Annotated in this window: 28 protein-coding genes, 1 tRNA gene and 1 pseudogene; 21 read left to right on the forward strand and 9 right to left on the reverse strand. The window is 45.7% G+C overall.

Annotated features, from left to right (window positions below; translation table 11 throughout):
• Nucleotides 1-97 precede the first annotated feature (97 nt).
• The 7 genes from BST85_RS06120 to BST85_RS06150 all read left to right on the forward strand — a co-directional run bounded on the left by BST85_RS06120 (nt 98) and on the right by BST85_RS06150 (nt 8,180).
• On the forward strand, nt 98-856 hold the full coding sequence (locus tag BST85_RS06120) for a Rossmann-like and DUF2520 domain-containing protein (protein WP_104812445.1): 759 nt from the start codon (nt 98-100) through the stop codon (nt 854-856).
• Nucleotides 840-1,373, forward strand: a complete 534-nt coding sequence (locus tag BST85_RS06125; protein WP_104812446.1) for a KdsC family phosphatase — start codon at nt 840-842, stop codon at nt 1,371-1,373. The genes BST85_RS06120 and BST85_RS06125 overlap by 17 nt, the downstream gene beginning before the upstream one ends.
• A 7-nt stretch (nt 1,374-1,380) precedes the next feature.
• The gene (locus tag BST85_RS06130) at nt 1,381-2,286 is read left to right on the forward strand and encodes a geranylgeranylglycerol-phosphate geranylgeranyltransferase (protein WP_104812447.1); all 906 of its coding nucleotides are present in this window, start codon (nt 1,381-1,383) and stop codon (nt 2,284-2,286) included.
• A gap of 8 nt (nt 2,287-2,294) precedes the next feature.
• The gene (locus tag BST85_RS06135) at nt 2,295-2,885 is read left to right on the forward strand and encodes a Maf family nucleotide pyrophosphatase (protein ID WP_104812448.1); all 591 of its coding nucleotides are present in this window, start codon (nt 2,295-2,297) and stop codon (nt 2,883-2,885) included.
• Between the two features lie 22 nt (nt 2,886-2,907).
• Nucleotides 2,908-3,813, forward strand: a complete 906-nt coding sequence (locus BST85_RS06140; RefSeq protein ID WP_104812449.1) for an immunoglobulin domain-containing protein — start codon at nt 2,908-2,910, stop codon at nt 3,811-3,813.
• 75 nt (nt 3,814-3,888) lie between these two features.
• Nucleotides 3,889-6,390, forward strand: a complete 2,502-nt coding sequence (locus BST85_RS06145; protein ID WP_104812450.1) for a PIG-L family deacetylase — start codon at nt 3,889-3,891, stop codon at nt 6,388-6,390.
• A 110-nt stretch (nt 6,391-6,500) separates the two neighbouring features.
• Nucleotides 6,501-8,180, forward strand: coding sequence for a sodium:solute symporter family protein (locus BST85_RS06150; RefSeq protein WP_104812451.1), 1,680 nt, complete (start codon nt 6,501-6,503; stop codon nt 8,178-8,180).
• 52 nt (nt 8,181-8,232) lie between these two features.
• Here the strand turns inward: BST85_RS06150 and BST85_RS06155 are convergent, their stop codons facing one another.
• Nucleotides 8,233-8,577 carry a hypothetical protein gene (locus BST85_RS06155; protein ID WP_104812452.1) on the reverse strand — a complete coding sequence of 115 codons (345 nt, stop codon included), beginning with the start codon at nt 8,575-8,577 and terminating at the stop codon, nt 8,233-8,235.
• A gap of 189 nt (nt 8,578-8,766) precedes the next feature.
• Here BST85_RS06155 and BST85_RS06160 point away from each other — a divergent pair, with 189 nt between their 5' ends.
• Entirely contained in the window at nt 8,767-9,642 is an 876-nt protein-coding gene (locus BST85_RS06160; RefSeq protein ID WP_104812453.1) for a helix-turn-helix domain-containing protein, read from the forward strand.
• 43 nt (nt 9,643-9,685) lie between these two features.
• Here BST85_RS06160 and BST85_RS06165 read toward each other — a convergent pair whose 3' ends face one another.
• Complete coding sequence (locus tag BST85_RS06165) at nt 9,686-10,531, reverse strand: DUF2911 domain-containing protein (protein WP_104812454.1); 846 nt, start codon at nt 10,529-10,531, stop codon at nt 9,686-9,688.
• A 106-nt stretch (nt 10,532-10,637) separates the two neighbouring features.
• On the opposite strand from BST85_RS06165, the gene BST85_RS06170 reads away from it, so the two are divergent.
• The 6 genes from BST85_RS06170 (at nt 10,638) to BST85_RS06195 (ending at nt 14,772) form a co-directional block, all read left to right on the forward strand.
• Complete coding sequence (locus tag BST85_RS06170; RefSeq protein WP_104812455.1) at nt 10,638-11,306, forward strand: MIP/aquaporin family protein; 669 nt, start codon at nt 10,638-10,640, stop codon at nt 11,304-11,306.
• A gap of 57 nt (nt 11,307-11,363) precedes the next feature.
• On the forward strand, nt 11,364-11,831 hold the full coding sequence (locus BST85_RS06175; protein WP_104812456.1) for an SRPBCC family protein: 468 nt from the start codon (nt 11,364-11,366) through the stop codon (nt 11,829-11,831).
• The gene (locus tag BST85_RS06180; RefSeq protein WP_104812457.1) at nt 11,831-12,526 is read left to right on the forward strand and encodes an SDR family NAD(P)-dependent oxidoreductase; all 696 of its coding nucleotides are present in this window, start codon (nt 11,831-11,833) and stop codon (nt 12,524-12,526) included. The genes BST85_RS06175 and BST85_RS06180 overlap by 1 nt, the downstream gene beginning before the upstream one ends.
• 6 nt (nt 12,527-12,532) lie before the next feature.
• Complete coding sequence (locus tag BST85_RS06185; RefSeq protein WP_104812458.1) at nt 12,533-13,828, forward strand: cryptochrome/photolyase family protein; 1,296 nt, start codon at nt 12,533-12,535, stop codon at nt 13,826-13,828.
• A gap of 101 nt (nt 13,829-13,929) precedes the next feature.
• On the forward strand, nt 13,930-14,166 hold the full coding sequence (locus BST85_RS06190) for a (4Fe-4S)-binding protein (RefSeq protein WP_104812459.1): 237 nt from the start codon (nt 13,930-13,932) through the stop codon (nt 14,164-14,166).
• An 18-nt stretch (nt 14,167-14,184) separates the two neighbouring features.
• A complete protein-coding gene (locus tag BST85_RS06195) occupies nt 14,185-14,772 on the forward strand; it encodes a tRNA (guanine-N1)-methyltransferase (RefSeq protein WP_104812460.1) in 588 nt (195 codons plus the stop codon).
• A 6-nt stretch (nt 14,773-14,778) separates the two neighbouring features.
• On the opposite strand, the gene murA is transcribed toward BST85_RS06195, so the two are convergent.
• From murA to BST85_RS06210, 3 genes are all read right to left on the reverse strand, one after another.
• The gene (gene murA / locus BST85_RS06200) at nt 14,779-16,089 is read right to left on the reverse strand and encodes a UDP-N-acetylglucosamine 1-carboxyvinyltransferase (RefSeq protein WP_104812461.1); all 1,311 of its coding nucleotides are present in this window, start codon (nt 16,087-16,089) and stop codon (nt 14,779-14,781) included.
• A gap of 8 nt (nt 16,090-16,097) precedes the next feature.
• On the reverse strand, nt 16,098-16,724 hold the full coding sequence (locus BST85_RS06205; RefSeq protein WP_104813922.1) for a DUF4290 domain-containing protein: 627 nt from the start codon (nt 16,722-16,724) through the stop codon (nt 16,098-16,100).
• 67 nt (nt 16,725-16,791) lie between these two features.
• Nucleotides 16,792-17,085 carry a DUF493 family protein gene (locus BST85_RS06210; protein ID WP_104812462.1) on the reverse strand — a complete coding sequence of 98 codons (294 nt, stop codon included), beginning with the start codon at nt 17,083-17,085 and terminating at the stop codon, nt 16,792-16,794.
• 78 nt (nt 17,086-17,163) lie between these two features.
• Here BST85_RS06210 and BST85_RS06215 point away from each other — a divergent pair, with 78 nt between their 5' ends.
• From BST85_RS06215 to BST85_RS06240, 6 genes and pseudogenes are all read left to right on the forward strand, one after another.
• Nucleotides 17,164-17,697, forward strand: coding sequence for an AAA family ATPase (locus BST85_RS06215; RefSeq protein WP_104812463.1), 534 nt, complete (start codon nt 17,164-17,166; stop codon nt 17,695-17,697).
• Nucleotides 17,694-18,902 (forward strand): RecQ family ATP-dependent DNA helicase, encoded by a 1,209-nt coding sequence (locus BST85_RS06220; protein WP_104812464.1) that lies wholly within the window; start codon nt 17,694-17,696, stop codon nt 18,900-18,902. Before BST85_RS06215 ends, BST85_RS06220 begins: the two co-directional genes overlap by 4 nt.
• Before the next feature lie 62 nt (nt 18,903-18,964).
• Nucleotides 18,965-19,603 (forward strand): RecQ family zinc-binding domain-containing protein, encoded by a 639-nt coding sequence (locus tag BST85_RS06225; protein WP_104812465.1) that lies wholly within the window; start codon nt 18,965-18,967, stop codon nt 19,601-19,603.
• Nucleotides 19,600-20,549 (forward strand): annotated as a pseudogene (gene fmt / locus BST85_RS06230) (methionyl-tRNA formyltransferase). The gene BST85_RS06225 and the pseudogene fmt overlap by 4 nt, the downstream one beginning before the upstream one ends.
• 288 nt (nt 20,550-20,837) lie before the next feature.
• Entirely contained in the window at nt 20,838-21,110 is a 273-nt protein-coding gene (locus BST85_RS06235) for an HU family DNA-binding protein (RefSeq protein WP_104812466.1), read from the forward strand.
• A gap of 114 nt (nt 21,111-21,224) precedes the next feature.
• Nucleotides 21,225-21,785, forward strand: coding sequence for a YqgE/AlgH family protein (locus BST85_RS06240; protein WP_104812467.1), 561 nt, complete (start codon nt 21,225-21,227; stop codon nt 21,783-21,785).
• Here BST85_RS06240 and BST85_RS06245 read toward each other — a convergent pair.
• The 4 genes from BST85_RS06245 to BST85_RS06260 form a co-directional block, all read right to left on the reverse strand.
• Nucleotides 21,782-22,627, reverse strand: a complete 846-nt coding sequence (locus BST85_RS06245; RefSeq protein ID WP_342750403.1) for an aminotransferase class IV — start codon at nt 22,625-22,627, stop codon at nt 21,782-21,784. The genes BST85_RS06240 and BST85_RS06245 overlap by 4 nt on opposite strands.
• A gap of 54 nt (nt 22,628-22,681) precedes the next feature.
• The gene (locus tag BST85_RS06250; RefSeq protein ID WP_104812468.1) at nt 22,682-23,068 is read right to left on the reverse strand and encodes an START-like domain-containing protein; all 387 of its coding nucleotides are present in this window, start codon (nt 23,066-23,068) and stop codon (nt 22,682-22,684) included.
• Nucleotides 23,069-23,205: 137 nt separating this feature from the next.
• Nucleotides 23,206-24,231: an OmpA family protein gene (locus BST85_RS06255; RefSeq protein WP_104812469.1), complete on the reverse strand. Its 1,026-nt coding sequence runs from the start codon at nt 24,229-24,231 to the stop codon at nt 23,206-23,208.
• A 214-nt stretch (nt 24,232-24,445) separates the two neighbouring features.
• Complete coding sequence (locus BST85_RS06260) at nt 24,446-25,516, reverse strand: OmpA family protein (protein ID WP_104812470.1); 1,071 nt, start codon at nt 25,514-25,516, stop codon at nt 24,446-24,448.
• Nucleotides 25,517-25,817: 301 nt separating this feature from the next.
• On the opposite strand from BST85_RS06260, the gene BST85_RS06265 reads away from it, so the two are divergent.
• A tRNA-Met gene (locus BST85_RS06265) sits at nt 25,818-25,891 on the forward strand.
• Nucleotides 25,892-26,894 lie beyond the last annotated feature (1,003 nt).

The following is a 26,894-nucleotide window of genomic DNA, read 5'->3' on the forward strand; positions in this document are numbered from 1 at the left end:
TAGCGAATTTTAGTGCAAAAATACTGAAAAGCCGAAAGAAAATTAAGGTATTGTCCTGTACTTTTCTAATCCTGATGGCTGTTGTACTTTTAAGCCGATGATACGAGTCAATCTTGTTGGAACTGGAAATTTGGGCTGGAATTTGGCCCAAGCATTACAGGATGCAAATGGAGTTGAATTGGTTCAGGTTGTGGACCGATCGGAAAGGCTAAAGGATCTGCAGGGATTGAATCGGATTGAAACTTTGGAAACAATGAACCCAGCGGACATCTGCCTGCTAGCAGTCCGAGACTCGGATATTGCAGGTCTTGTGCCTCAATTGAGGCAATTCGATATGATGATCGCCCATTGCTCCGGAGCAACTCCACTCTCCGAACTGGACGGTTTAAAGCGAGCCGGAGTTTGGTATCCTTTACAAACTTTTAGTAAAGACCTCCGTGCACCCTTAAAAAATATAACCGTCGCACTAGAATCTAATGACGATGATGATCTGGAGTTGCTCTCTGGCCTGGCCCTGGCCCTACATGCCAATCCTATTAGAGTAGACAGCGCCCAGCGCAGGGTTTTGCACCTTTCCGCCGTTCTGGTGAATAACTTTGTAAATCATTTGTTCACACTTGGTAAAACAGAACTCGACCAGGTCGGTCTGTCCTTCGATCTGCTACTACCCCTTATCCAAGAAACAGTGAGAAAGGCATCCCTCAATGGTCCTGAAGATTCTCAGACGGGACCCGCGGTGAGAAATGACCATGAAACCATCCAAAAACACTTAGATTTGTTGAGCGATCCCAAAACACGTGAGCTTTACATTCAACTAACCCAATCTATTCTCCAGCGGCATGGAAAAGAACTATAAAGAATATCTCAAAGACATCAGGTGCTTCATATTTGATGTGGACGGGGTGATGACAGATGGCCGAGTACTGATCACCACGGATGGTCAATTGTACCGGGCCATGAATATAAAAGACGGCTTTGCCCTGAAGACGGCTGTGGATAAGGGTTATGAAGTGGTCGCCATTTCCGGTGGCAACAATACCGGTGTCAAAAGCAGATTGGAAGGTTTGGGGCTCAGTGAGATCTATCTTGGGGTCTCGGACAAGATTTCCCTGATGTATGAGATCTTCTCTCGCAAGGAGATAGAAACGAACCAGGTGCTCTATATGGGAGACGATATTCCCGATCTACATGCCATGCAAGAGGTGATCTTACCCTGTTGCCCTCAGGATGCCGTGCCAGAGATCAAGGCGGTTTCCCGCTATGTATCCCACCGTAGTGGTGGGCAAGGTTGTGTTAGGGATGTGATCGAACAAGTCCTCAAGGTACAGGGCAACTGGGCTGTTAATGGCCCAACCAGCGCCAAGTACGATTAGAAAGTAAATGGCTATTCTCCAGCTGATCAGATTACCTAATCTTCTGATGCTGGCTTTCTGCCAGTTGCTGATCCGATATGGGTTCTATATTCCTATGGGAGCAGATTTCGGTTTGAGTGATCTGGACTATTTGATCTTGGTACTATCTACCTGCCTCGTAGCCGGCGGAGGCTATATAATCAACGACATTAACGATCTGGAGATCGATCGTATCAATAAGAAAAACAGGCCACTTGTCTCTGGGCTCATACAGGAGAAAACAGCTTTCAGCTTATATGTCATACTCACAATAGTCGGAGTTGGAGGAGGATTTTATTTAGCCAATTTGATTGGGCGCCCGGCCTTTGCGGGCATATTCGTAGCCGTGGCAGCTTTACTTTACTTATACGCCAGCATGCTGAATTCCATGTTGTTAGTAGGGAATTTGCTGATCTCAGTACTAGTGGGTGTAAGTTTGCTGATCGTTGTTGTCTTTGATCTTCTCCCAATAACAGATTGGAGCAATCAACAGAATCAGCAGTGGTTCTTCAGTGTGATCTTATTGTATTCGGCCTGGTCTTTTGTGATCAATCTTTTACGAGAATGGGTAAAGGATCTCCAAGACGTGGACGGCGATCGGAATGGAGGAAGACAGACCCTGCCCATTGTACTTGGAAGAAGTAGAACACGTTCTCTGGTGATTGCGGTAACCATACTGTTTATAATTAGCCTGCTGTATCAATTGTATTTTCATTGGTACAACAGGTCTTGGATGGTTCTGTACTTCCTCGCACTGGTGATAGGGCCATTGATCTTTTTCTGCATTAAATTACAGTCTTCCACCACCACGGACGATTATAGAAAGGCGTCAACAATCTTAAAGCTGATCATGTTCATGGCGATTTGTTCCATTCCGTTACTAAACCTTAACTGAAAGAACTTATGTTGAATCAATTATTGGGAGATAGAGAAGTTATCCTTGCCTCCGGATCTCCCAGGCGGGTAGAATTACTTTCTGGCCTGCTTTCCAATTTCAGGCAGGAAGTCAGACCGGTCGAAGAGGTCTATGACCCGTCGCTTAAAGGTCATCAGATCACCGATTACCTTGCACAGTTAAAGGCCGATGCCTTTCACGATATCTCTTCTAAACAGATCGTGATAACCAGCGATACCATTGTTTGGCATCAAGGCAAGGCCCTTGAGAAACCGGCCGATCACGGAGACGCATTCCGAATGATAAAAAGTCTGAGCAATGAGATGCATGAGGTCTTCACTTCGGTGTGTTTCAAGAATATCGACCAACAAATCACCTTTTACGACAGCACCAGAGTTTGGTTTGAAGAACTGACCGATCAGGAGATCGATTTTTATATAGACAACTTCAAACCCTTTGATAAAGCAGGGGCTTACGGGGTACAAGACTGGTTAGGTTATGCTGGAATCCACCGACTGGAGGGGTCCTATTTCACAGTAATGGGGTTTCCCACACACCTGGTTTATAAAAACCTTAAGGCTTTACTGGGGTCGAAATGACGTATTTTTGCCAAAAAAAGGCATGCATTCGTTTTTCCTCAATTGCTTCTTGATCATGGTTTTGATCATCGGTTTTTCTGCCTGTGATCAGGCTAGTTCGTCCGCGCCATACGGGCTGACCGATAACACAGTTCTCTCCCTACGAGATCTTCCCTCAGAATTTCAAGAGTATTGGTATTCCGGCCAGGCTGAGGTGACCAGTTATGAATTGGTACAGGAACGTTATGGAGAATTAAGGGAAGGAACCGCTGTAACCATATTTGTAACAGAAGATTTCAACCCGGAGAAACAAGTAAAGGCAGATGGTAGAGGTTCAGAAAATATTTCGGTACTAAAACTCAATCTAACTAAGAAGTTTATCACTGGAATCTACCCCTATTCCATTATGAATAGTAGTTTTCAGCCGGTTCAAAGACATGGACATGCGCTCAAACTAACACATAGTATGCAGGAGTGGTGTGGACAGGGTTTTGCTCAACTCAATAATCGGGAAGAATTTGAAATAGACTCCTATTCCTATTTTGAATCGGAATCGGATCAGGCCATCACCCTACCTAAGGTGTGGTTAGAATCTGAGCTCTGGAACCTGATGCGCATCAACCCCGGCGAATTACCTCAAGGGGATATTGATGCCATCCCTTCCTTTGAGTTTTTAAGGATGTATCACAGACCAATTAAAACCTATCGCGCCAAAACCCAAATGGATACGGCCCAGGGAATGATGCGCTATACCATTCGTTTCCCTGAACTTAAACACGCTATGAGCTGGTATGTGAATGGAAGTTTCCCTTACGAGATCATTGGCTGGGACGAGGAAAATCCGAACGGTCTTAAAACAAGGGCCATCCGAAAGAAGAAGTTGAAAACAGCTTACTGGAACCTCAATCAAAATGCGGATCAAGTTTGGAGGGATTCGCTGGCGCTCTAATGTTAAAGAATCGCTAATCCCCAGACCTAAGCAGGCATTTTGGGTATATTTGATCGTACGTCAAAAGCCATCTTCATGACCAAAAATTACCCTTGCCTGTGGCTGTTTATACTGCTGCTTTCTCCTGCAATTTGGGCACAATCACCAAACAAACCTTCAGCTTCACAGCTCTATGACGATCTCCAGAAACTGAATTTCCTGGGAACGGCCTTATATGTTGCCGCCCACCCTGACGACGAGAATACTCGCCTGATCTCATACCTTTCTAACCATGTGAAGGCCAGAACTGCCTATCTATCGTTGACAAGAGGCGATGGTGGTCAAAACCTGATCGGGCCGGAGATCCGAGAATTGCTGGGTGTGATCAGAACCCAAGAACTTTTAGCCGCTCGCAGGACTGATGGCGGCGAGCAATTTTTTACCCGTGCGAACGACTTTGGTTATTCCAAACATCCGGACGAAACCCTGGCTATTTGGAACAAAGAGGAAGTCCTTGGAGACGTGGTTCGAGCGATCAGACGATTCAAACCAGATGTGATTATCAACCGGTTTAACCATAGGAATCCAGGAACCACTCACGGACACCACACCTCTTCCGCCATGTTGAGTATGGAAGCCTTTGACTTGGTCGGAGATGCAACCAAATATCCCGAAACCGCTGAAGAATTTGGGACCTGGCAACCCAAACGATTGTTTTTCAATACGAGTTGGTGGTTTTACGGTAGCCAGGAGAACTTTGACAAAGCGGACAAGAGCAATCTGATCTCAGTGGATGCCGGCACCTACTATCCATCTACCGGCCTTTCCAATGGCGAGATTGCCGCCTACAGTCGGAGTATGCATAAATCACAGGGGTTTGGTAGCACCGGTAGTCGAGGAAGTGCAATAGAGTGGCTGGAATTCTTAAAAGGAGATCCGCTTTTAGAAAATAAAGGCATTTTCGATGGTATCGACACTTCCTGGAATCGAATACAAGGAGGACAGGCCATACTGGATATACTAGGACCTCTTGAGTCCGATTTCAACTTTGACGACCCCTCTTCCATGGTTCCAGACCTGATGCGCGCCAGGAAATTGATCATGGAGCTAGAGGACGCATATTGGGGAACCTTGAAATTGGAGCAGATCGACCAACTGATCGCTCATTGTTCCGGACTCTTTATTGAAGCAGTCGCAACATCTAATCAGATCAACCCAGGTGATGTGGCAAGTATCACCATCGAGGCCATCAACCGCAGTGAGCTCCAAATAGAGTTGATCGATGTATCTAATCTGCAAGGTGACAAACTTTTGGCCGTCAATTCGTCCTTAGGCAATAATGAGCGAAATCGACTGGAAACTTCAACGGAGACGGTTTTGCCGGAGGGTTTGGCCTATTCAGCACCCTACTGGCTCAACGAGAAAGGCAGCCTGGGGATGTACTCAGCCCCCAAAGATCTGATCGGTTATCCGGAAACTCCAGCTCCCGCTGTGATACAGGCTAACTTGACAATTGATGGTGAACCTTTCTCCCTTAGCAGAGAAGTGGTTTATAAATACAATGACCCCGTAGATGGAGAGGTCTATCAGCCCTTCGAGGTCCTGCCGGAGGTGACGGCTTCTATCAGTGAAAAGGTGATAATCTTTAGTACGGACCAAGCACATAACCTTCCAGTCAAAGTTAAAGCTGGCCGAGATAACATCAGTGGATTTATCAGTCTGCAACATCCTGAGGGATGGACCGTAGAACCGGCAGAGATTCCATTTAATATGGAACGTCAAGGTGAAGAGATTTCATTGAATTTCCGGGTAATTCCTCCAGCGGATCAGAGTGAAGGTACACTCCGACCATTGATTCGGGTGGGAGATCGTTTCCATGACCTGGAAATGATCACCATCGATTATCCTCATATTCCCTACCAACGGGTCCTGATGCCTTCCCAGGCCAAAGTGGTGCGAATTCCCATTCAAAAGAAAGGTGATTTGATCGGTTACATTGAAGGTGCGGGAGATGCTATCCCTGAAAGTTTGAAACAGATCGGTTATCGTGTAGAACGGGTTGATCCCAGCGAAATGACAATAGAGTCCCTGAAACAATACGACGCTTTGGTGGTCGGAATCCGGGCCTACAACACCGTACCTGAGCTTCAATTCAAACAAGATGTCCTCATGGACTATGTAAAACAAGGCGGCACCATGTTGGTACAGTATAACACCAACAGAAGATTGGTCACACAGAACCTTGCTCCTTTCGATCTGAAACTGTCCCGTGACCGGGTAACGGACGAGCAGAGCCCGGTGACCATACTGGCACCAGAGCATCCTGCACTAAACTATCCCAATAAGATCACCTTGAACGATTTCCATGGCTGGGTGCAAGAGAGAGGATTGTACTTTCCAAATGAGTGGTCTGCAGAGTTTACACCTCTTTTAGCCATGAATGATCCCAATGGGGATCCCAGCCAAGGATCACTCCTGATAGCGAAATACGGCAAAGGTCATTATATTTATACCGGCTTGAGCTTTTTCCGAGAGCTTCCCGCAGGTGTTCCCGGAGCTTATCGCCTATTTGCTAATTTACTCTCACTTGGAAAATAATCTTGAAGATCGACCTGTATACCGCTGGAAAGCCAGCTATACCTTGGTCCTGCTCTGTAACGCTATTTACATAGTTCTGTTTTACCTGTTGATGCAAAACTACGCCTGATATGGAGTTGATCGATTGGATCGTTCTGGGGGCGACTTTGCTCTTTATCGTGCTTTATGGCACCTACAAAAGTAGGGGTAGCAAGGATGTGACGGATTATTTGAAAGGCGGAAATAAAGCCAAATGGTGGACCATCGGACTCAGTGTCATGGCGACCCAGGCAAGCGCTATCACCTTCCTGTCTACACCTGGTCAGGCCTTTCACGACGGGATGGGCTTTGTTCAATTTTACTTTGGATTGCCCATAGCTATGGTAATCATCTGCCTGGTCTTCATTCCTATCTATCACAAGCTTAAAGTATTTACTGCCTATCAATTCCTGGAAGGTCGTTTCGATCTAAAGACACGCACCCTGACTGCCATCCTTTTCCTTATTCAGCGAGGACTGGCAGCCGGAATCACCATCTTTGCACCGGCAATCATTCTATCTGCGGTATTGGGTTGGAACCTGACCTTACTCAATATCATTATTGGTTTATTGGTCATAGTCTACACGGTCAGCGGCGGAACCAAAGCCGTATCCCTTACTCAGAAACACCAAATGGCCGTGATCTTTGCGGGAATGTTCATTGCCTTCCTACTCATACTGAATTATCTGCCCCTGGATATTACATTCGATAAGGCTTTGCAGATCGCCGGGGATAGTGGTAAGATGGAGATACTGGATTTTGGATTCAACCTGGATAATAGATATACCTTCTGGAGCGGGATCATAGGCGGAACCTTCCTGGCTTTATCTTATTTTGGAACCGACCAGAGCCAGGTACAACGATATCTGTCGGGAAGGTCAGTGAGAGAGAGTCAATTAGGATTGATCTTTAACGGTCTGCTGAAGGTTCCAATGCAGTTCTTTATTCTTTTAGTGGGAGTAATGGTCTTCGTATTCTATCAATTCAACCCCTCTCCCCTGCATTTCAATCCAACCTCGGTCAATGTGGTCAAGAATTCCAAGCAGGCAGAGGCTTATGTAGAATTGGAGAAGGAAAAGAAGCATCTGGATGAGTCCCTGATCTATGTCCAAAGTTTATTGGCGCAAACCCAAGATGAGACAGAAAGCACCAATTATAGGAAGGAAGCCTCACAGATCAGGGCCCAACAAGAACAATTAAGGGAACAGGCTCGCGAACTGATATCACTGGCCGATCCGGATGCGGAAACCAACGATAAAGACTATGTCTTCATCCACTTTATTCTGGAGAACCTACCCAGGGGTCTAATCGGGCTGTTATTGGCCGTGATCCTATCGGCAGCCATGTCTTCCACAGCTTCAGAGATCAATGCCTTGGCTTCTACCACCACCATCGATCTGTACCGCCGAAACCGGCAAGGAAGAGACGACCAGCATTATGTTCGGATTTCCAAATGGTTTACCCTTCTATGGGGATTATTAGCTATAGGGGTAGCCTGTGTTGCGAACCTCTTTGACAATCTGATCCAACTGGTGAACATCATTGGATCCATCTTCTACGGTAACGTGCTGGGAATCTTCTTACTGGCCTTTTTCATTCGATACGTCGGCTCGAAAGCAGTGTTTATTGCGGCCATCATTACCCAACTTATTATCATTGGAATCTGGTATATCGATCTGATGCCTTATCTGTGGCTTAACTTGGTTGGATGTGCACTGGTGATGATCTTGGCCATACTCCTTCAAGCCATTTTCGGTAAAACCAAGGCATAAAAGAAGGGGAGAGAATTCAGAATCCCCTCCCCTCGCAACGACTAAACGAAACTTAAAACCTAAATCCGGTCTTAATTTTGTAAGTATTCACCGCGCCGGCATCGGAAGTCAACACAAAGGTGTAGGTTCCGTTTACCGAATTGGTAAAATCAAACTGTTGTCCAATACTATTGGCACTCCCCAGTTCACCTTCGTACATTTGCTGCCCGTTGGGAGCGTAAATGACTAGGGTATAGTTGGATTCTTGAGTGTTCAGAACGGATAATTGTACCATTTGGCGATCTTCGGTAATGGTTACCTCTCCTTCTTTAGAGGTGATCACGCGTTCGGTATTGGCGTTCATGGCCAATGTACAGGTAACGGCTAGGGCTACTAGAATTCTTTTAACTGTTTTCATAACGAATGTTTTAAAGACTCAACAGTACAAAGATGCAACCAGCAACCCAGGGAAATTTCCATCTTTTTGTTCAATTTATGTACTATTTTAACCTAATTTGCCCACTTAATACACCCTGATGTTAAAATAACACATATTATGGTTAAATTTGTACCGATGGGTTCGTACAATCGAACGTAATTTTGTCTTGTGAAGAAGAAAAAACAACCTGTGCTTGAGGCGATTACACCCTCCCAGGGTGGGTCGATCAAAGTAGAACGGTATTCGGATTCTTGTAATGACTCCGCTGCGGCCTGGCATTTCCACCCGGAAATGGAGATCGTCTACGTGGATGGTGGCGCGGGTAAAAGGCACATTGGAAATCACATTTCCTATTACCAGGACGGCGACCTGATCTTTATCGGAGCCAATCTCCCCCATTTTGGCTTTACCGATCGATTAACGGGTAATAAAAGTGAAGTGGTCATACAGGCCCGGGAAGAACTCTTCGGCAATTCCCTGGAGACCATCCCTGAAATGGAACCCATCAATCGGTTATTCCGCAGAAGTCGTCAAGGGATCATATTTTACGGTGAGACCAAGAAGAAAGTAGGCGTCATGATAGATCGACTGCCGGAATTGCAGCCCTATGAGAGGCTTTTAGGATTTTTACAGATCCTGGGCGAATTGGCAGCCAGCAAGGAATACGAATTGTTAAACGTAGACCAGGTCATCCTCGAGACCAAACCTCAGGATACCCAGCGCCTGGATGGTATCTATGCCCTTGTTCGGAAAGAATTCACCCGCCCCATTGCCCTGGCAGAGGTTGCGGACCTGGTCAGTATGACCGAACAGGCATTTAGCCGATATTTCAAACAGAAAACAGGTAAGACCTTTACACAATTCGTCAACGAATATCGATTGGTACATGCCTGTAAATTACTGGCTGAAGAGAATATGAGTATTACGGACACGTGCTATGCCAGTGGTTTCAACAACTTCTCCCACTTCAACAAGAAATTCAAGGAATTCACCGGTAAGAGCCCTTCTAAATATCGGAACGAACTTCACAAAGTAGTCCAATAAAAAAGCCCGGATCACCGGGCTTAATACGTATAAGAAAGATCGTTTAAAGAGCTCCCCACTCCTTAAGTGACTTGGTGTTCAGTGAAACGTAATCGTTGTTGCCCGCCTCCTGGGCCAAACGCAAGGAAGTTTGAGCCGCTTTGATAGCTCCATTCTTATCGCCGGATTTGGCATAGATGAGGGATTGCTGACGATGATACCAGAACGCTGGGCTTTCCCTCATTTCGATGGCCTTGTCTATCCACATTTTAGCTTTTTCGATATCCTTGCCCGATTCCATATAATAAACAGCTGCCGCATAATAATCCGCCGAGGCAGGGCCGTTCATTACATTCTCAATACTGGCCATAACCGCATCGTCGGTCATAAATTTGATCGGTACAGCCACATAGGTACTCTCCCAAATGATTCCCATATTAGCGGAATCGCTCTTAAGATCGTCAAAAGTAATGGTAAAGGTCTCCACGTCCATGTTCATAGGAACAGTGCTTACCCGCACTCGTGCTGCTACCTTACTCTCATCCCATTCGGCTGGCGTCCCCCAATTGTTGGCATCGGAGTAGAACATCACTTCCCAGCTACCGGCCTCAGGCTTAGAGTAGATAGCATAAGACCCAGCCTTTAATACACCGTCGGCGATCATCACATCATTGCTAAAGGTGATCTTCGTATTGGCATTAGCTCCTGTTCTCCATACTTGCCCATAAGGAACTAGGTCCCCAAAAATGGCACGACCCTTCATGGATGGTCTTGAGTATTCCACAGTAACATCGGTCAATCCTACCTTTTGTTCGATCTTCTGAAAAGGCGAAGGTGCAGGAGTCTGTATCTGCCCATAAGTAGTAGAAATAAGCGCGGTCAGGGCAGCGAAAATGACGAATTTTTTCATAAGAAGTTGGTTTATTTTTACGTTTCCACGAATTTACGACAAGCCATCGGGCAAATCGTTAACAAAAACTTAAAATAGGATTGGCAAACTATCCTACTTTTGCAACATGAATTGGAAGGCATATACGGCAGAACTTATCGGAACTTTTGGACTGGTATTTTGCGGGACCGGGGCAATGGTGATCGATGAGTTTACCGGGGGAACAGTGACCCATGTGGGTATTGCCCTGACCTTTGGCTTCATTGTAATGGGGATGATCTATGCCTTCGGTGACATAAGTGGAGCCCACATCAATCCTGCTGTTACTATTGCCTTTGCCTATGCTAAGAAATTCCCCTGGAAGGAAGTTTTGCCTTATAGTGTTGCCCAATGTACTGGAGCCCTTTTGGCAAGCGGCCTTTTATTTTGGCTCTTCCCGGATAGCTCTACCTTAGGAGCAACCTTACCCGGTCTTGGTGTATGGAAGGTCTTTGTGTTGGAAATACTGTTGACCTTTTTCTTGATGGTGGTTATCATCAATGTTTCTACAGGGGCTAAAGAAATCGGGGTAATTGCGGGCTTGGCCATCGGTGGGATGGTCCTATTAGAAGCCATGTTTGCGGGACCCGTAACAGGGGCTTCCATGAACCCGGCTCGCTCACTGGCACCTGCAATTTGGTCTGGGAACCTAACCGATCTCTGGATCTACATCGCAGCCCCAATTATTGGAGCTCTTTTGGCTGTGGCAAGTTGTCGTTTGGTCAAGTTTGATGGCTGCTGCGACGAAGCTTGTTAATTTTTGTTTAAGCTTTTGGTATTTTTATTAAACAAAAAGTATTTTTGTGTCATAATCATGAAGATATACCAAGTTCATACCACACAAAGACTGCCCATAAACATGGACACGGCCTGGAATTTCCTGACAGATCCCAATAATTTAAAGACCATTACTCCAAATTATATGGGATTTGAGATCCTCAGTGGGGCAGACCGGGAAATGTATACGGGACAGTTGATCGAATACAATGTGACTCCGGTACTGGGAATTAAGACCAAATGGGTTACCGAGATCACTCATGTTGCTCAGAAGGAATATTTTGTGGATGAACAGCTATACGGGCCCTATGCCCTGTGGCACCACAAGCATTTCATTAGACCTGTTGATGGCGGAGTCGAAATGGAAGACCTCATCCACTACAAGATCCCCATGGGTTGGTTGGGACAGCTATTACACCCCATCCTGGTCAAGCCCAAACTGACACAGATCTTTGAGTACAGAAGAAAAAAACTAGCCGAGCTTTTCGGCGAATTACCAGCATAATGAAAAAGAATATTTTATTGATCGGCGGATCCTATGGCATTGGTCAGGGTATTGCCCAGCTCCTATCGAAAGAGAATCACGTAATTGTCGCATCCAGGACAGCAGATGGTGTTCCTCCCAATTGTCATCACTTGCCCTTCGATGCTACCCAGGATGATGTCAGTGACCTGGATCTCCCGGAATCCATAGACGGTCTGGTTTATTGTCCGGGTTCTATAAATCTCAAGCCCTTTCGTGCCCTGAAACCAGACGCTTTTCGCCGGGACATGGAGATCAACTTAATCGGTTTGGTGAGTGTTGTTCAAGGCATTCTTCCTAGGATCAAGAAGGCAGAACGTTCCAGCCTCGTCTTTTTTAGTACCGTTGCCGTGGACCTGGGAATGCCATTTCACACTTCCGTAGCTGCTGCCAAGGGAGCTGTTGAAGGCTTTGCCAGGGCACTTGCGGCAGAACTGGCTCCATCAGTGCGAGTGAATGTGATCGCTCCTTCTTTGACGGATACACCCTTGGCCGGTAAACTTTTGGCTACGGACGAGAAAAAAGAAAAAATGGCTCAGCGCAATCCATTGAAACAGGTAGGACAGATAGAAGATCTGGCTTCCATGGCCCAGTTTCTGATCGAAGATACCGGCAAGTGGATCAGCGGACAAGTCTTTCATGTAGATGGTGGGATGTCCAGTCTAAAAGTAGACTAATTGAGCATGGGGCAAGCGCTATTTTGGTTTCGACGTGATCTTCGATTAAACGACAATGTTGGCTTGTACCACGCCTTGAAGGGAGAATCGGCGGTCATCCCTATCTTTATTTTCGACCCCGATATCCTCGATGAGTTGGAACCACAAGATGCTCGTGTCACCTTCATCCACGAAAGGCTGGATCAACTCAGCAAGGAAATTGCAGCAAATGGAGGTCAACTCCAGGTCTTTTATGGAAAGGTGGAAGAGATCTTTCGGTCCATTTTTCGTGAACATGCTATCCAGGCAATCTACTCCAATAAGGACTACGAACCTTATGCCAGGCAGCGTGACGCACAAATAGCGGCAATGGCGGCTTCCGGTGACATAGCCTTCCGGCAGTTCAAAGATCAGGTTGTCTTTGAAGAGGACGAGATCGTGAAAGCAGATGGTTCACCCTATGTGGTATATACGCCTTACAGAAAAAAATGGGAAGAACGATTTGCGGTTGACAAGCCTGTTGTCTTGGGGCAACCCAATACACAAAATTGGCAAAAAGGACTCAAACCAAAACAGGTTAGCCTGAAGGAGATGGGTTTTGTAACAGCGGATATCAGTGTACCAGATTTCAGGTTGACTTCAGACCTGATCGATCAATATGAAGATCAGCGAAATTTTCCGGCCAAGGACGATGCGACCAGCCGTTTGGGCCCTCATTTGCGGTTTGGAACAGTTAGCGTAAGAGAATTGGCCAATTTTAGTAATTCCCAACGCAATTCTGTTTTTCTGCATCAATTGATCTGGCGGGATTTCTTTATGCAGATCCTGTGGCATTTTCCGCATACAACTGAACGATCGTTCAAACCAGCTTACGATCGGATCAACTGGAGGAACGATCCGGAGGAATTTGAACGATGGACAAAAGGAGAAACAGGCTATCCTATGGTCGACGCCGGAATGCGGCAATTGGTTCAGACCGGTTATATGCACAATCGGGTACGGATGGTTGTTGCTAGTTTCTTGTGTAAGCACTTACTGATTGATTGGCGATGGGGAGAAGCCTTCTTTGCGAAGCATTTGCTGGACTTTGAACTGGCTGCCAATGTAGGTAACTGGCAATGGGCCGCAGGCAGTGGAGTCGACGCTGCCCCCTATTTCAGGGTCTTCAATCCGACTACTCAGTTCAAGAAATTCGACCCGGATACTACCTATGTATCGACCTGGGTTCCTCATTGGCAGGAACTTAACTATCCAAGACCTATGGTAGATCATAAAATGGCCAGGGAACGATGTTTGACAACTTACAAGGCAGCACTACAATAATTTGTACGAATATTCCGATTTATTGCATTTTATCGACTTTTTCTATAAGTTTAACGACCAAAACAAATGCATTTTGCCCCTAAGCCCCAAATACTTATGTTATGGAAGATGCGAAAAATGTGTACAGTAATTCTGAGATCAAAGTAACCTACCACCCCGGGAAGTGTATACATTCGGGGAAATGCTACCAAGGACTTTCGGAAGTCTTTAGATCCTCCGTGATCCCTTGGGTCAAACTGGATGCGGCAGAAAGTGATCACATCATTGAGCAAATCCGTAAATGCCCATCCGGGGCGCTGCAATTTGAAAGACTGGGCTCTTTGAGCGAAGTAAAATAAGTAGCAGATCAAACAACCATGAGAAAAAAGACCCTCGTACTACTTTATATTTTCCTGATGTTAGGAGCCATTTTACTTGCCCAGGAAACTACTGAAACAGGGAACACTTTGGACGACCAATTCACCGATGTGATCGATAATTCCAATCGGTACCAAGATTACAAAGTGGTCAAGATCTATAAATTAAATGCGCTAAAGAAGAGCGTCATGGATTCTCTTGCGGCCATCGAAAAGGATCTCAATACAGCCCAGGATACCATAGCGGCTAAGGATAATACCATTGGCGGACTAAGTGCAAATCTCAAATCCACCCAGGACGAATTGGCTGTATCTCGAGAAAAAGAGAATGGAATTTCCCTGTTCGGCATACTGCTTACCAAATCCACTTACAATACCATAATGTGGTCTTCAATTGGTCTGCTGCTATTGCTTCTTGTAGTGACTGTAGTTCGCTTCAGACAGAGCAATGCTGTTACCAGAGAATCAAAACTGAAACTAGCTGAGGTAGAGGAGGAATATGAAGATTATCGTCAGCGAACCCTGGACCGAGAACAACAACTCCGAAGAAAGCTACAGGACGAGATCAATAAGCAAAAGAAAAACTAATCTGCGCTAGTCGATTCGTTCGATCTTAGCTCCGATTGCCCTGAGGCGCTCATCGATACGCTCATATCCCCTGTCGATCTGCTCGATATTGTGAATAGCGGATGTCCCTTTAGCCGACAAGGCTGCTATCAGCAAAGAAATACCTGCCCGGATATCCGGGGAAACCATGGTTGTAGCTTTTAGCTGAGAATGGAAATCGTGACCGATCACTGTTGCCCGATGCGGATCACAAAGGATGATCTTGGCTCCCATATCGATCAACTTGTCCACGAAGAACAGCCGGCTTTCGAACATCTTCTGATGGATCAACACACTTCCTCTGGCCTGTGTACAGACCACAAGAACGATACTTAAAAGATCTGGCGTAAAGCCAGGCCAAGGGGCGTCTGAAATGGTCAGAATAGAACCGTCCATATCGCTCTGGATCTCATAAGATTCCATGCTAGGAATGAAGATGTCGTCTCCTCTCCGCTCCAATTGGATGCCCAATTTGCGAAAGGTATCCGGGATAAGGCCCAGATCGTCCCAACTCACATCCTTGATGGTGATGGAAGAACGCGTCATAGCCGCAAGACCGATCCAACTGCCGATCTCGATCATATCCGGTAATACCCGGTGATTACATCCACCCAGGCTTTCAACACCTTCTATGACCAGCAGATTTGATCCTATTCCAGAGATGTTGGCACCCATCCGATTCAGCATCTTGCAGAGTTGTTGCAGATAGGGCTCACAGGCTGCATTGTAGATGGTCGTAGTGCCTTTGGCCATGACCGCCGCCATAACGATATTAGCCGTTCCTGTTACCGATGCCTGATCCAGCAGCATATAGGTGCCTCGCAAACCGTTAGGGGCCTCTACCCCATAAAAACGTTCCTCTCGGTTATATCGGAAATCCGCACCTAACTTGATAAAGCCCTCGAAGTGGGTGTCCAGTCTTCTACGACCGATCTTATCACCACCGGGCCGGGGAATATAGCCTTTGCCAAATCTTGCCAATAGCGGCCCTACGATCATAATAGACCCCCTAAGCGAACTGCCTTCTTGTTTGAAAAGTTCAGATTCCAGGTAGTCCAGGTCCAGATCGTCAGATTGAAAACTGTATTTACCGGCTGCGAGCTTTTTCACCTTAACGCCGAGATTACCCAGTATGCCGATCAGTTTGTTCACATCCCGGATGTCCGGGATATTCTCGATGACCACTTCCTCTGGAGTCAGAAGAACGGCGCATAAAATTTGCAGGGCCTCGTTCTTGGCCCCTTGAGGACGAATATCTCCTTGTAGGCTATGCCCTCCTTCGATCTGAAATGTACCCATGAAGTTGACTAATGCCGTTTACGACCTCGACCTCCTTTAAAGCTCTTTTTCGTAAATCGCTTTTTGTGTTGCAGTAAATCTTTAGAAGTGGTTAGATCCTCCTTGCTTTCACGCATATCGATCTTCCCTTCTGAGAGTTCGAACAAGTGCTCGAATATCACGCTATCCTCAACCGTATCTTTGTTCCAATTCAGGAAACTCTTTTTCATGTGGTTGGCTATGGTCAGAACCAGGCCATCCTTTTTATCTCCGTCTTCCCAAGAGTTGGCCACATCGATCATTCGCTTGATGTTATTGCCGTAAAAACGATATTTTGGGTGATTTTGTGGGTAATCCAATGGTTCCGGACGTTCGGCCAGTTCTTCCCTGGAAGGTTTTGGATACGGTGAATCCACATCCAGCTTAAAGTCTGAGATTATAAAGAGTTGATCCCAGAGCTTATGTTGAAAATCCGGCACATCCCGAAGATGGGGATTTAGGTTACCCATGACCGAAATGATGCTTTTGGCACATTTATTACGGGCTTCTCTGTCTTCCATGGCCACACATTGATCAACCATCTTTTGCATATGGCGTCCGTACTCTGGAATGATCAAATGAGGACGTTCTGTATTGTATTCTAGATCATCTATCAACATCGTAAAAAATAAATCGGAGATAAGTTAGGGCAGCGAAGTTGCTACGCCCCGCAAAATAAGAAATTTATAGGGAAATGACTCCTTCCACCTTAGAAACTTCCAGATATTTAGCGACAACGGCATCAGGGTTCTCCATGGTGACTTTAATAGAAACACTGGTGTAGGTCCCTTTGGCCGAATCCCTGGTGTTGATGGTTGCATCCAGGTCATCAAAAGCAGCTTTGATCTCGGCTATCTTTTCCTGACTGGATGGAACTATGAATTTGAACATGTAAGGTGAAGGCCAATCCGTATCAGCCTCCAACTGCTCTTTCAGTCGTTTGTAAAACTCTTCTGATTGCTTTTCCTGTGGGGTCATGGTATCATTCTTGAAGCGTCACAAAGATAGGGGTAATGGTTCAATATTATTTGCGAACTTTGTACAAAGTTCTCGAGTTTGCCCGAACGAATTGTGATCACCGGAGGACCCGGATCAGGGAAAACAAGCCTCATCAATGCACTAGGAGACAGCGGTTATTCCTTTCTTCCGGAAGTGTCCAGGGAGGTTACGGAAACGGCCCAAAGAGCGGGCATTGATCAACTCTTTCTCAAAGACCCCATTCAATTTAGTCAGGCCCTATTGGAGGCCAGAATAGAACAATTTCATTTAGGTCAGGACTGGAAATCCAACTATCTCTTCTACGACAGGGGAATACCGGATGTGATGGCATACCTGGATTATCTGGGCAGTCCCTATTCTCCGCATTTCAAGGAACTGAGCCAGAGTCACCGATATGATAGGATCTTGCTGTTACCGCCCTGGCCTGAAATCTACATCCAGGACCAACAACGGTATGAATCCTTTGATCAATCCCAGTCCATCCATGATCACCTAGTTAAGGTATACAAGAAACTAGGATACCAAAGTGTTGAGATCCCCAGGGGCAGTGTGGACCAACGTGTCGAATTTGTCAAGGATCTCTTGTTATGATCAGGGAGGAGCAACTGTATACAACCCTGACTCAAACCTGGGGTCACAAGGAATTCAGGCCCGGTCAGTTGGAGATCATCAATACTGTTCTAGCCGAAGAACATACCCTTGCGCTAATGCCGACCGGAGGTGGTAAATCTCTTTGTTTTCAACTACCCGCCCTGCTCACTGAAGGGATCTGTTTGGTGATCTCTCCCCTTGTTGCCCTGATGAATGACCAGGTCAGGCAACTTCAGAACAGGGGGATCAAGGCCATTTCCCTGGCTGGCGGTATCAGACAAGACAGGCTGACTGAACTACTGGATAATGCCCGTTATGGCAATTACAAATTCCTCTATCTGTCTCCCGAAAGACTCCGGCAGGAACAAGTTCAGCTGGCCATCAGGCAGATGAATGTCAACTACCTGGTGGTGGACGAGGCTCATTGTATCTCCCAATGGGGCCACGACTTCAGGCCAGCTTATCTCGAAATTGGGCAGATCAGGGAATGGCACCCGGGTATTCCCGTGATCGCTTTGACCGCTACGGCCACAGAGCGAGTGATGGCAGATATCAAGGAGAAACTGGTCATCTCAGAAGCTCAAGTTTATCGAACTTCATTTAACCGACCAAATCTGTCCTACCAGGTCAAAAACGAAACGGTAAAGGAAGAAGAGCTCAAAGCGTACCTCAAACAAGCAAATGGAAATTCTATTATCTATTTGCGCAATCGAGGGAAGACCATTCAATTAGCCGAACGTTTGAATAGATTAGGATTCAGGTCTACCTATTACCATGGTGGTATGGACAACAAGGATAAGGAAGCGAGCATGAGTTCCTGGATAAGTGGCGAAAACCCCATCATGGTGGCCACCAATGCCTTTGGAATGGGAATCGACCAAAGCAATGTGCGTTTGGTAGTCCACCTGCAGCTACCCGCTGACCTGGAGAGCTATTATCAGGAAGCTGGTCGCGCCGGTCGAGATGGTCATAATGCCATCGCTTTGATGCTGTTAAACGAAGAGGACAAGCAGATCGCTCGTACTCAATATGTTGAATCCATTCCCAAGTTCAAGGAGATCGTCAATATATATAAACGACTGAACAGCTATTTTCAGATCTCCTATGGTGAAGGAAGTTTTCTGGAATTCCCATTCAACTTTGCCCAGTTTTGTGCTGCCTATTCCCTGAAGCGGGGAAAACATATCAAGGATTACAAATATTAGATCGCTGCGGGATCATTCGGCTGAGTCAGCAATTTGAAAAACAGCTACGTATTCAATTCCTCTTGTCCTCTGATCGTCTGTTGGATTATTTCGAGAAGGACTTGGAAGCTTCAATGATCGGACAGTCCATACTCCGCATTTATGGGGGCATCCATGAACAAATGACGACCATCGACCTCCCTTTCCTAATGCGTAAGACCGGAGTTCATGAAGAGAAGATCCTCCAAATACTGGAGCGAATGGAGAGCCTTCAGTGCCTGCAAATGGAACTCAACAGGTCTGATGCTTCAGTAACTTATCTGTGCCCAAGAGAGGACGAACGAACTTTAAATCCCCACCGTAAACAAATTGAGAGACAGTATCAACTCAAAGAACAGCAATTGGAGCGAATGATCGAATTTGCCAATCAACACAACAGCTGCTTAAGTCAATACCTAATGTCTTATTTTGGAGATGAACAGGGCAAGCCTTGTGGAAAATGTTCCGTCTGTCTCGGTCGCATTGAAGATCGAGATAAGTACCCACCTTCGGATCTGATCACGGAGCTGAAGACACTTCTGAAAGATTCACCCCTGGACATCCACGGAATTCGAGAAAGACTTAATTTTGAGCCTCAACAAATACTGGACGTCCTGGATCACTTAACTGATCTGGGGCAACTATCACGTGATGAACAACAACGCTTTCAATTCAAGAAATGACCAATAGACCCCGGATCGTATTTATGGGAACTCCTGAATTCGCAGTTGGAGTCCTGCAACGTTTGGTCGAAGACGGGCAACAGATCGTAGGAGTGATCACGGCGGCAGATAAACCTGCCGGCCGAGGCCGAAAATTGCGGTCCTCTGCCGTGAAGCAGTACGCTTTAGAACAAGGCTTCCCAATACTTCAGCCAACTAACCTTAAGGACGAGACGTTCCTCCAGGAACTAAAGAGCTGGAAGGCTGATCTACAGGTGGTGGTTGCCTTCCGCATGTTGCCGGAAACAGTATGGAAATACCCGGAAATGGGAACATTCAACCTACATGCCTCCCTGCTGCCTCAATACCGAGGGGCCGCCCCGATCAATTGGGCCATTATTAATGGAGAAGAAGTCAGTGGAGTGACTACTTTCTTTATCGATGAGAAGATAGACACAGGTGCCATTATCGCCAGTGCGCAGATCAATTTAGACGAAGATGAGACCGCAGGTAGTTTACACGATAAACTCATGGAGTTAGGAGCAGATCTGGTGGTAAAGACCGTTGGCAGAATAGCAGCTGGTGATGCCATACCAAAACCTCAACCTGAAATACCTGATATCAGGAAAGCCCCTAAACTGACCCCCGACAATACCAGGATCGACTGGCAAAAAGATCCAATGACAATAGATTCTCTTGTAAGAGGATTATGTCCTTATCCCGCGGCTTGGTCCGAATTGGTTCAGGGAAATGATCGGTTAAAAGTGAAGATTTATCGAGGGCGATTTCAGCCAGAGGAACATCAGCTAAAAACCGGTCTTATTAGGCTAGAGAAAAAAGCCTTGGGGTAGCAGTGCAGAATGGATTCTATTGGCTGGAGGACTTGAAACTAGCCGGAAAACGCAGAATGGAAACCCAGGAGTTACTGAACGGATTCAGGCCAGAGCCAGATGCTAACTTTGAGTAATTTTTGGTCGATACGCTCCTTTTTTGATCATCGCCTGGAAATTGTTTTGTATCAAACTGAGTAGACCAATTCCAACCAGCTTGTGTATTAGGAAGTTGAACCAGCGTGAAGGCCCATAAATAGGGAATTCGCCCATTTTACTACAAATTGACGCCACCTTTATTAACAAAGGGTTGAAGTTATCAACAAAACCTCTGGATTTCCGCGCTATTCCTTGCGTGGCTCGATTATCCGTATAAATTTGTAGAGCAATTTATCGAAGTTTAACCAACATTTTAATTTTAAACTATGAACAAATCAGATTTAATCGATGGTATGGCGGAAGACGCCGGGATAACCAAAGCGGCCGCAAAAAAAGCATTAGAGTCCTTCCTTGGTAATGTAGAAGGATCCCTGAAAAAAGGAAACAGAGTATCACTTGTCGGTTTCGGTTCTTGGTCAGTATCTAAGCGTGCTGCCCGCGAAGGAAGAAACCCTCAGACTGGTAAAACGATCAATATTGCTGCGAAGAACGTTGTTAAGTTCAAAGCAGGAGCAGACCTTTCGAATAGCGTGAACTAATTGAAACTGTCATAAATTGTACAACCCTGCCAGTTGGCAGGGTTTTTTTGTTTCCAGAGTACAGAATTGTTAATTCCAAAATTAATACTTAGATTTAATACAAATCCTCGCCTTATGATCTCGCTAAAACCAGAAAAGGGAGTTCTTCTGGTAGCCGAACCATCGATCATCGGAGATGTGTCGTTCAATCGGTCCGTTGTCCTTTTGGCCGAACACAACGAGACTGGCTCTGTGGGATTCATCTTGAATAAACCCCTGGAATACAAACTGAGTGACTTCATCCCTGAGGTGACCTCTGCCCTGACCGTATATAACGGTGGGCCGGTAGAACAGGACAATCTTTACTTTATCCACCGCGTACCGGAACTGATCCCTGACAGTATCGAGATCGCCCAAGGCATTTATTGGGGAGGAGATTTCAACACCATCCTGGAGTTGCTTCAGGATAACAAACTAGTCGAGGACCAGATTCAATTCTTTCTGGGATACTCCGGTTGGGCCAGTGAGCAGTTGGACGAAGAATTGGAAGTCCAAAGTTGGGTGGTTGTCCGAAACCAGGACAAGGATCACATCATCGGCAAGTGCCAGAATGATTTTTGGAAGAAGAAGATGATCGAATTTGGCGGAGATTACCTTATCTGGTCAAACGCGCCAGAAAATCCCAATTATAACTAACCCAAACGCGCACGTGTATTGAGTTTGGCCAGGAATTCTCTTGCCACCTTATTCTCGTATTGCTTCTTTCTGTATTTACTAACCGGTTGGATTCCGACCCGGGTATTGGTAATGAACATTTCGTCGGCCTGCTGTAGCTCAAAAGGCGATACAGTTTCTTCTTCCAATACATAGTCGGGCAGTTGACCAATAATATCAACAATCTGTTTACGGATTATTCCCTTTAGACATCCATCCAGTAAAGGAGGTGTCTTGATCTTGTAACCCTTTACCAGAAATACGTTCCCGTTCAGGGCCTCGGTGACCATCTTATTTTCATTGAGCAACACGCAATTCTGGTAGTCATTCTCTTTAGCGTATATGCTACCCAAAACCGATATCAATCGATTGTTCGACTTTAGGGTAGAAAGCAGACCGGACAGCACATAGTGATCTTTGAAAAGTTCGATCTCGTAAGCTGCTTCGTCCAGGGTATAAAATGGCTGATCGATACCTTCTGCATGTATCAGGTACTCCACTTCTAGTGATTCCGGAGTGTATTTACCTCCAGGCTTTCTCCAGACCAAAATTTTAACCATATGAGCCGCCGCCTTTCCGCTTTCGGCTACCACTTGCTGGATTTGCTGCTCCAAGGATTCTGGTGTAAAATTCATCGGAATTTCCATCCGAAGAATCCTCATGCTGGACATGAGCCTGAAATAGTGGTCCTCCCAGAAGAGAACCTTCCCCGCGGACACTCTAATTGTTTCAAAAACACCATCCCCATAGTTCATGGCGCGGTTAAGCGGATGCGCTGCTGCAGAGCTGTCCTCTACCAATTGTCCATTGAGATTCATCATCATAAAAGCCCTCCGATTAGAGGGCTCAAATTTACGGCTTTCTCGGGTATCCTTAGATCAGGTTGAACCCAAAATATGTTTAAGATTGGAGATCATATTCTCCCAAAGCATTTTACCTTCATCCAATTCGTCTTCCTCTGCAAAATCGGTGACCATCAAGGAAACGTCCTTAGTGATCTCATCTACTTGTATCCGGAGTTCGAAATAGAAATCAGTATCCTCATCGGCCTCCCAACGGAATTTGATCCGTTCGTTACTCTTCTTGCCAAGTAATTTGGCACGTTCTTCACTTCCTTCCCAAATAAAGGTAAAGTACTCTCCCCTCGAATTGACATTATCGGCATACCATTCGCTCATACCGCTTGGTGTAGAAATGTATTGATAAAGAAGAGAGGGAGAGGCATGGATGGGGAATTCCATCTCGTATTTGATCTTCTCGTCCATAGGCTGTAGTTAGTTCGAGCCCAATATAGATTTTTTTTTAGTATTTGAAAACCAAAACAAGCGGGTAGTAACAAATAAACAAGAAACCAGTTGGTTCATTCAAGAAATAAGACTGTAATTAAGTCGAAAATAGGAGGCTACTGACGAAAAACTCGAAACTCAGCTCGCCGATACACACGCTGACTTTCCTCGGTGCAATTGTTGTTTTGATCCTTGCAAGGTAAACTGGCCGGATCTATACCTTTGGCCTCGCCCTGAATCCTGTTTCGGTCTACACCACGTTGCACCAGGTACTCAATGGTTCGCTCTAACCGATTATTTGCCAACCAGAGATTATAGGCCTCTTCTCCAGTTGAATCCGTGTAAGAATCGACTTCAAGGCGTAACTCGGGCTCAGAGAGCATCTTGAGCACCAATTCGTCCAACTTAACCTCTTCACCGCGCCCAAAGAAGGAAGAATTACGATCAAAATAAACTGACGAAACCAGTAATGGTAAGTCGGCCTGGGGTTCCACTTCCTCAGGCTCCTCGACAACCAGAGGGGTCACAACGACCGGTTCCGGAATCTCCTTGGGCGCCGGTTCTAAAATCGACTCCGGTTCAGACTCTGGTTCCGGTTTCGGTTTAGTTTTCAGACCCCATACCAGACCTACGCTGTGAACATAATGATTCCTGAGGGCCGACGTTCTATTCATGGCAAACTTAGCCATGGTCTGAATATTAAAGCCTACCTGATCTGATATCCAAAAGCGGAAGCCGGTGGCTCCATTCATGGAACCCTTGTCAATTAGCCCTTTTAAACTATAAATACCAGTTCCTGCGGAGAAATACCATTCTACATCGTCATTATTCCACAAATACTGATCGATGTAAAAATTAAGCATCGCATCGATACCGATGTAGAATCGACGACTTTGGTCCGCTTCTAAGTCTACTTCGTTTGACGTACCACTCAGGGATACACTCAAAGATTTATTGAACCTGCCTTCCGCGCTGAACAAGAAAGGGTTCTTGTAATTCAGGTCACTAAATGATGGGAAAGTACCAAGACCGATATCGTCTATGGCATTTGTACCAGCAGTAAGGGTAACAAAGCGATATTGCTGTGCAGTTGTAGTTGCGATACAACCTAAGATACCCAATATCATAATGGTGAGGCGCATGATGATCTATTTGAAAGAAAGTATGGCTGCATACTTTGGACATCGAAAGTATTACATTTTCTCACGTCCAATGCAGAAATCGACCAAATCTTCGATAAACGGCCTAAATATTTCGACAACAAGAAGTTAGCTCGACTATAATTGTAGGAAAATTTGCAGTATAGATGGAATCAATCCTTGGCGGAACGAACTTAATTCAACCTCTTACAGTATGTTATTGCTCAAATAATAAGAACTGTACTCGCCTATACTGACGCTGACTTTCTACCGAACAAGGTGAAGGTACATCCAGGCATTCAACACTTTCCGGATCAATACCTACAGAAATTCCTTCGATCCTGGACGCATCGATCCCTGCCGCTAACAGGTAGTCCGTCACTCGCTTCAGACGTCTATCTGCCAGCCATTGATTGTAGACGGCATCTCCACTGGCATCGGTGTAAGCCTCAGCTTTAACCCTGTATGCTCGATTAGCTTGCAGGGCAACTAATACACGATCTAGTTTCAGGGCCTCCTGTTTGTTATAATAGGAAGAGTTGCGGTCAAAATAAATAGACTCGAATTCCCTCGGTTTATTTTGGACTTCTTCTGGTTCCGGCTCAGGTACTACTGCAACTACCTCCTCTTGGGGTGGTTCTTCTGGAGTCAGGTCGACAATGGCTTTTTTACGCTCAGATGAAACAGCATCCTCTTCCAATATCTCCTGACTCTCCAGATAGGCATTTCGTTTTGGAGTTCTCGCTTTAGAGCCCCATACCACACCGAAGTTGTATTGGTAGAAATTATTGATCAACGGATCTTCTGAGAAACCAAAATTGGTTACTCCTTGAAAGCTAAACGCTATCCGTTCCGAAACCCAATAGCGAAAAATGGTATTAAACCCAAAAGTGCTTCTGGATTTCAATCGCTGTGGCTTGTATAAGCCAATTCCGGCACCTATTGACCATTCAAAATCTTCATTGTTAAAAATATACTGATCAAAATACCATTGACCACTGACCTGCCCACCGATCAGGAAAGGTTGTGTCCCGTCCTTGAGTTCAGGTTCATTTGTGTATAGACTGGCGTTAATAGCGAAAGCCTCTGTAAAACGGCCTTCGAAAATAAAGAAGAACGGATTCTTGAAATCCAGATCACTCAGGGTTGGTAGCTGCGAGCCATCGTTATTCTCCATTACGCTTAGTCCGCCCGTCATGGTAATATTTCGGAAAGACTGCCCCTGGAGAATTCCAATCGGCAACAACAATAATAGCAATAGCCCCAATTGCTTGCTTATCGTCTGCATCGATTAAGGGGTGGTTTGTAGTTGACTTTGATTAAATAATCATCCTAAATTATGAAATGTGACACACATTTCACCTCAAATATGGCAATAAATATAATAACCCACCCACGGCATTGCTTTTTTTAGTCGGGTTCAGAGCAATTTTAAATGGCCATTATTCAGTAGATAAAAGGTAAACGTATTGTCAGTCAACTCAATAGACAACTAATCGGGGCTCACTGTAGCTTGACCAAAAAAAAATGCCTTAGCATTGCCCTCACTCTAAATACTTCTTATCTTTGCGCCCGCTCAGGCACATTATGGCGAGGTAGCTCAGCAGGTTAGAGCGTCGGATTCATAACCCGGAGGTCGGGAGTTCAAGTCTCCCTCTCGCTACACCAAAAGCCCACACCGAGAAGGTGCTGGGCTTTTTTCTTTACCCACGTCAAAAACTCGTTTTTGTAAGTGGGTAAAGGAAAAAGAACAAAACAACGCGCAGCGTTGTGGGCTTTGGGATGTAGGCGACGCCCACTCAAGACTCGCGGTCGACCTTAGGGAGACCGCAATTCTCCACTCCGATTCATCCAACAGGGAAAGGAAAAAGCACATGACAGCGCAAAGCGCTGTGGGCTTTTGGAGTGTAGGCGACTCCCTTTTTAGACTCGCAGCTGACCAGAGGGAAGCTGCAATTCTCCCTTTTCAAAAATGCTACGAAAAAAGAACATGACAGCGCAAAGCGCTGTGGGCTTTTGGAGTGTAGGCGACTCCCCTTTTAGACTCGCAGCTGACCAGAGGGAAGCTGCAATTCTCCCTTTTCAAAAATGCTACGAAAAAAGAACATGACAGCGCAAAGCGCTGTGGGCTTTTGGAGTGTAGGCGACTCCCCTTTTAGACTCGCAGCTGACCAGAGGGAAGCTGCAATTCTCCCTTTTCAAAAATGCTACGAAAAAAGCACATGACAGCGCAAAGCGTTGTGGGCTTTTGGAGTGTAGGCGACTCCCCCTCAAGACTCACGAGCGAACAGAGTGAGCGAGTAATTCTCCCTTTTCAAAAATGTCACGATAAAAGCACATAACAGCGCGAAGCGCTGTGGGCTTTTGGATGTAGGCGACGCCCACTCAAGACTCTCGAGCGAACAGAGTGAGCGAGTAATTCTCCCTACGTTCAAACATAAAACCATAATCAGTGATTTGGAGACCAGGAAACTCTCTCACTTACTCGTACGTGAAAAGAGTTTTTGTGTCTACAACCGGTGCAAAGTACCTTGGTTTTATGTTTGAATCAATCCATAGAACAATCACAGTTGAACGAAGTGAAACTGTAAGTTAGAGATTGAGCAGACCTAAGATAGTCAATCCGAACATTTAGACAAGAAACCCATTTTGACTCAAAATGTTAT

Origin of the sequence: Aureitalea marina (assembly GCF_002943755.1) — a bacterium.
GTDB classification, from domain to species: Bacteria; Bacteroidota; Bacteroidia; order Flavobacteriales; family Flavobacteriaceae; genus Aureitalea; species Aureitalea marina.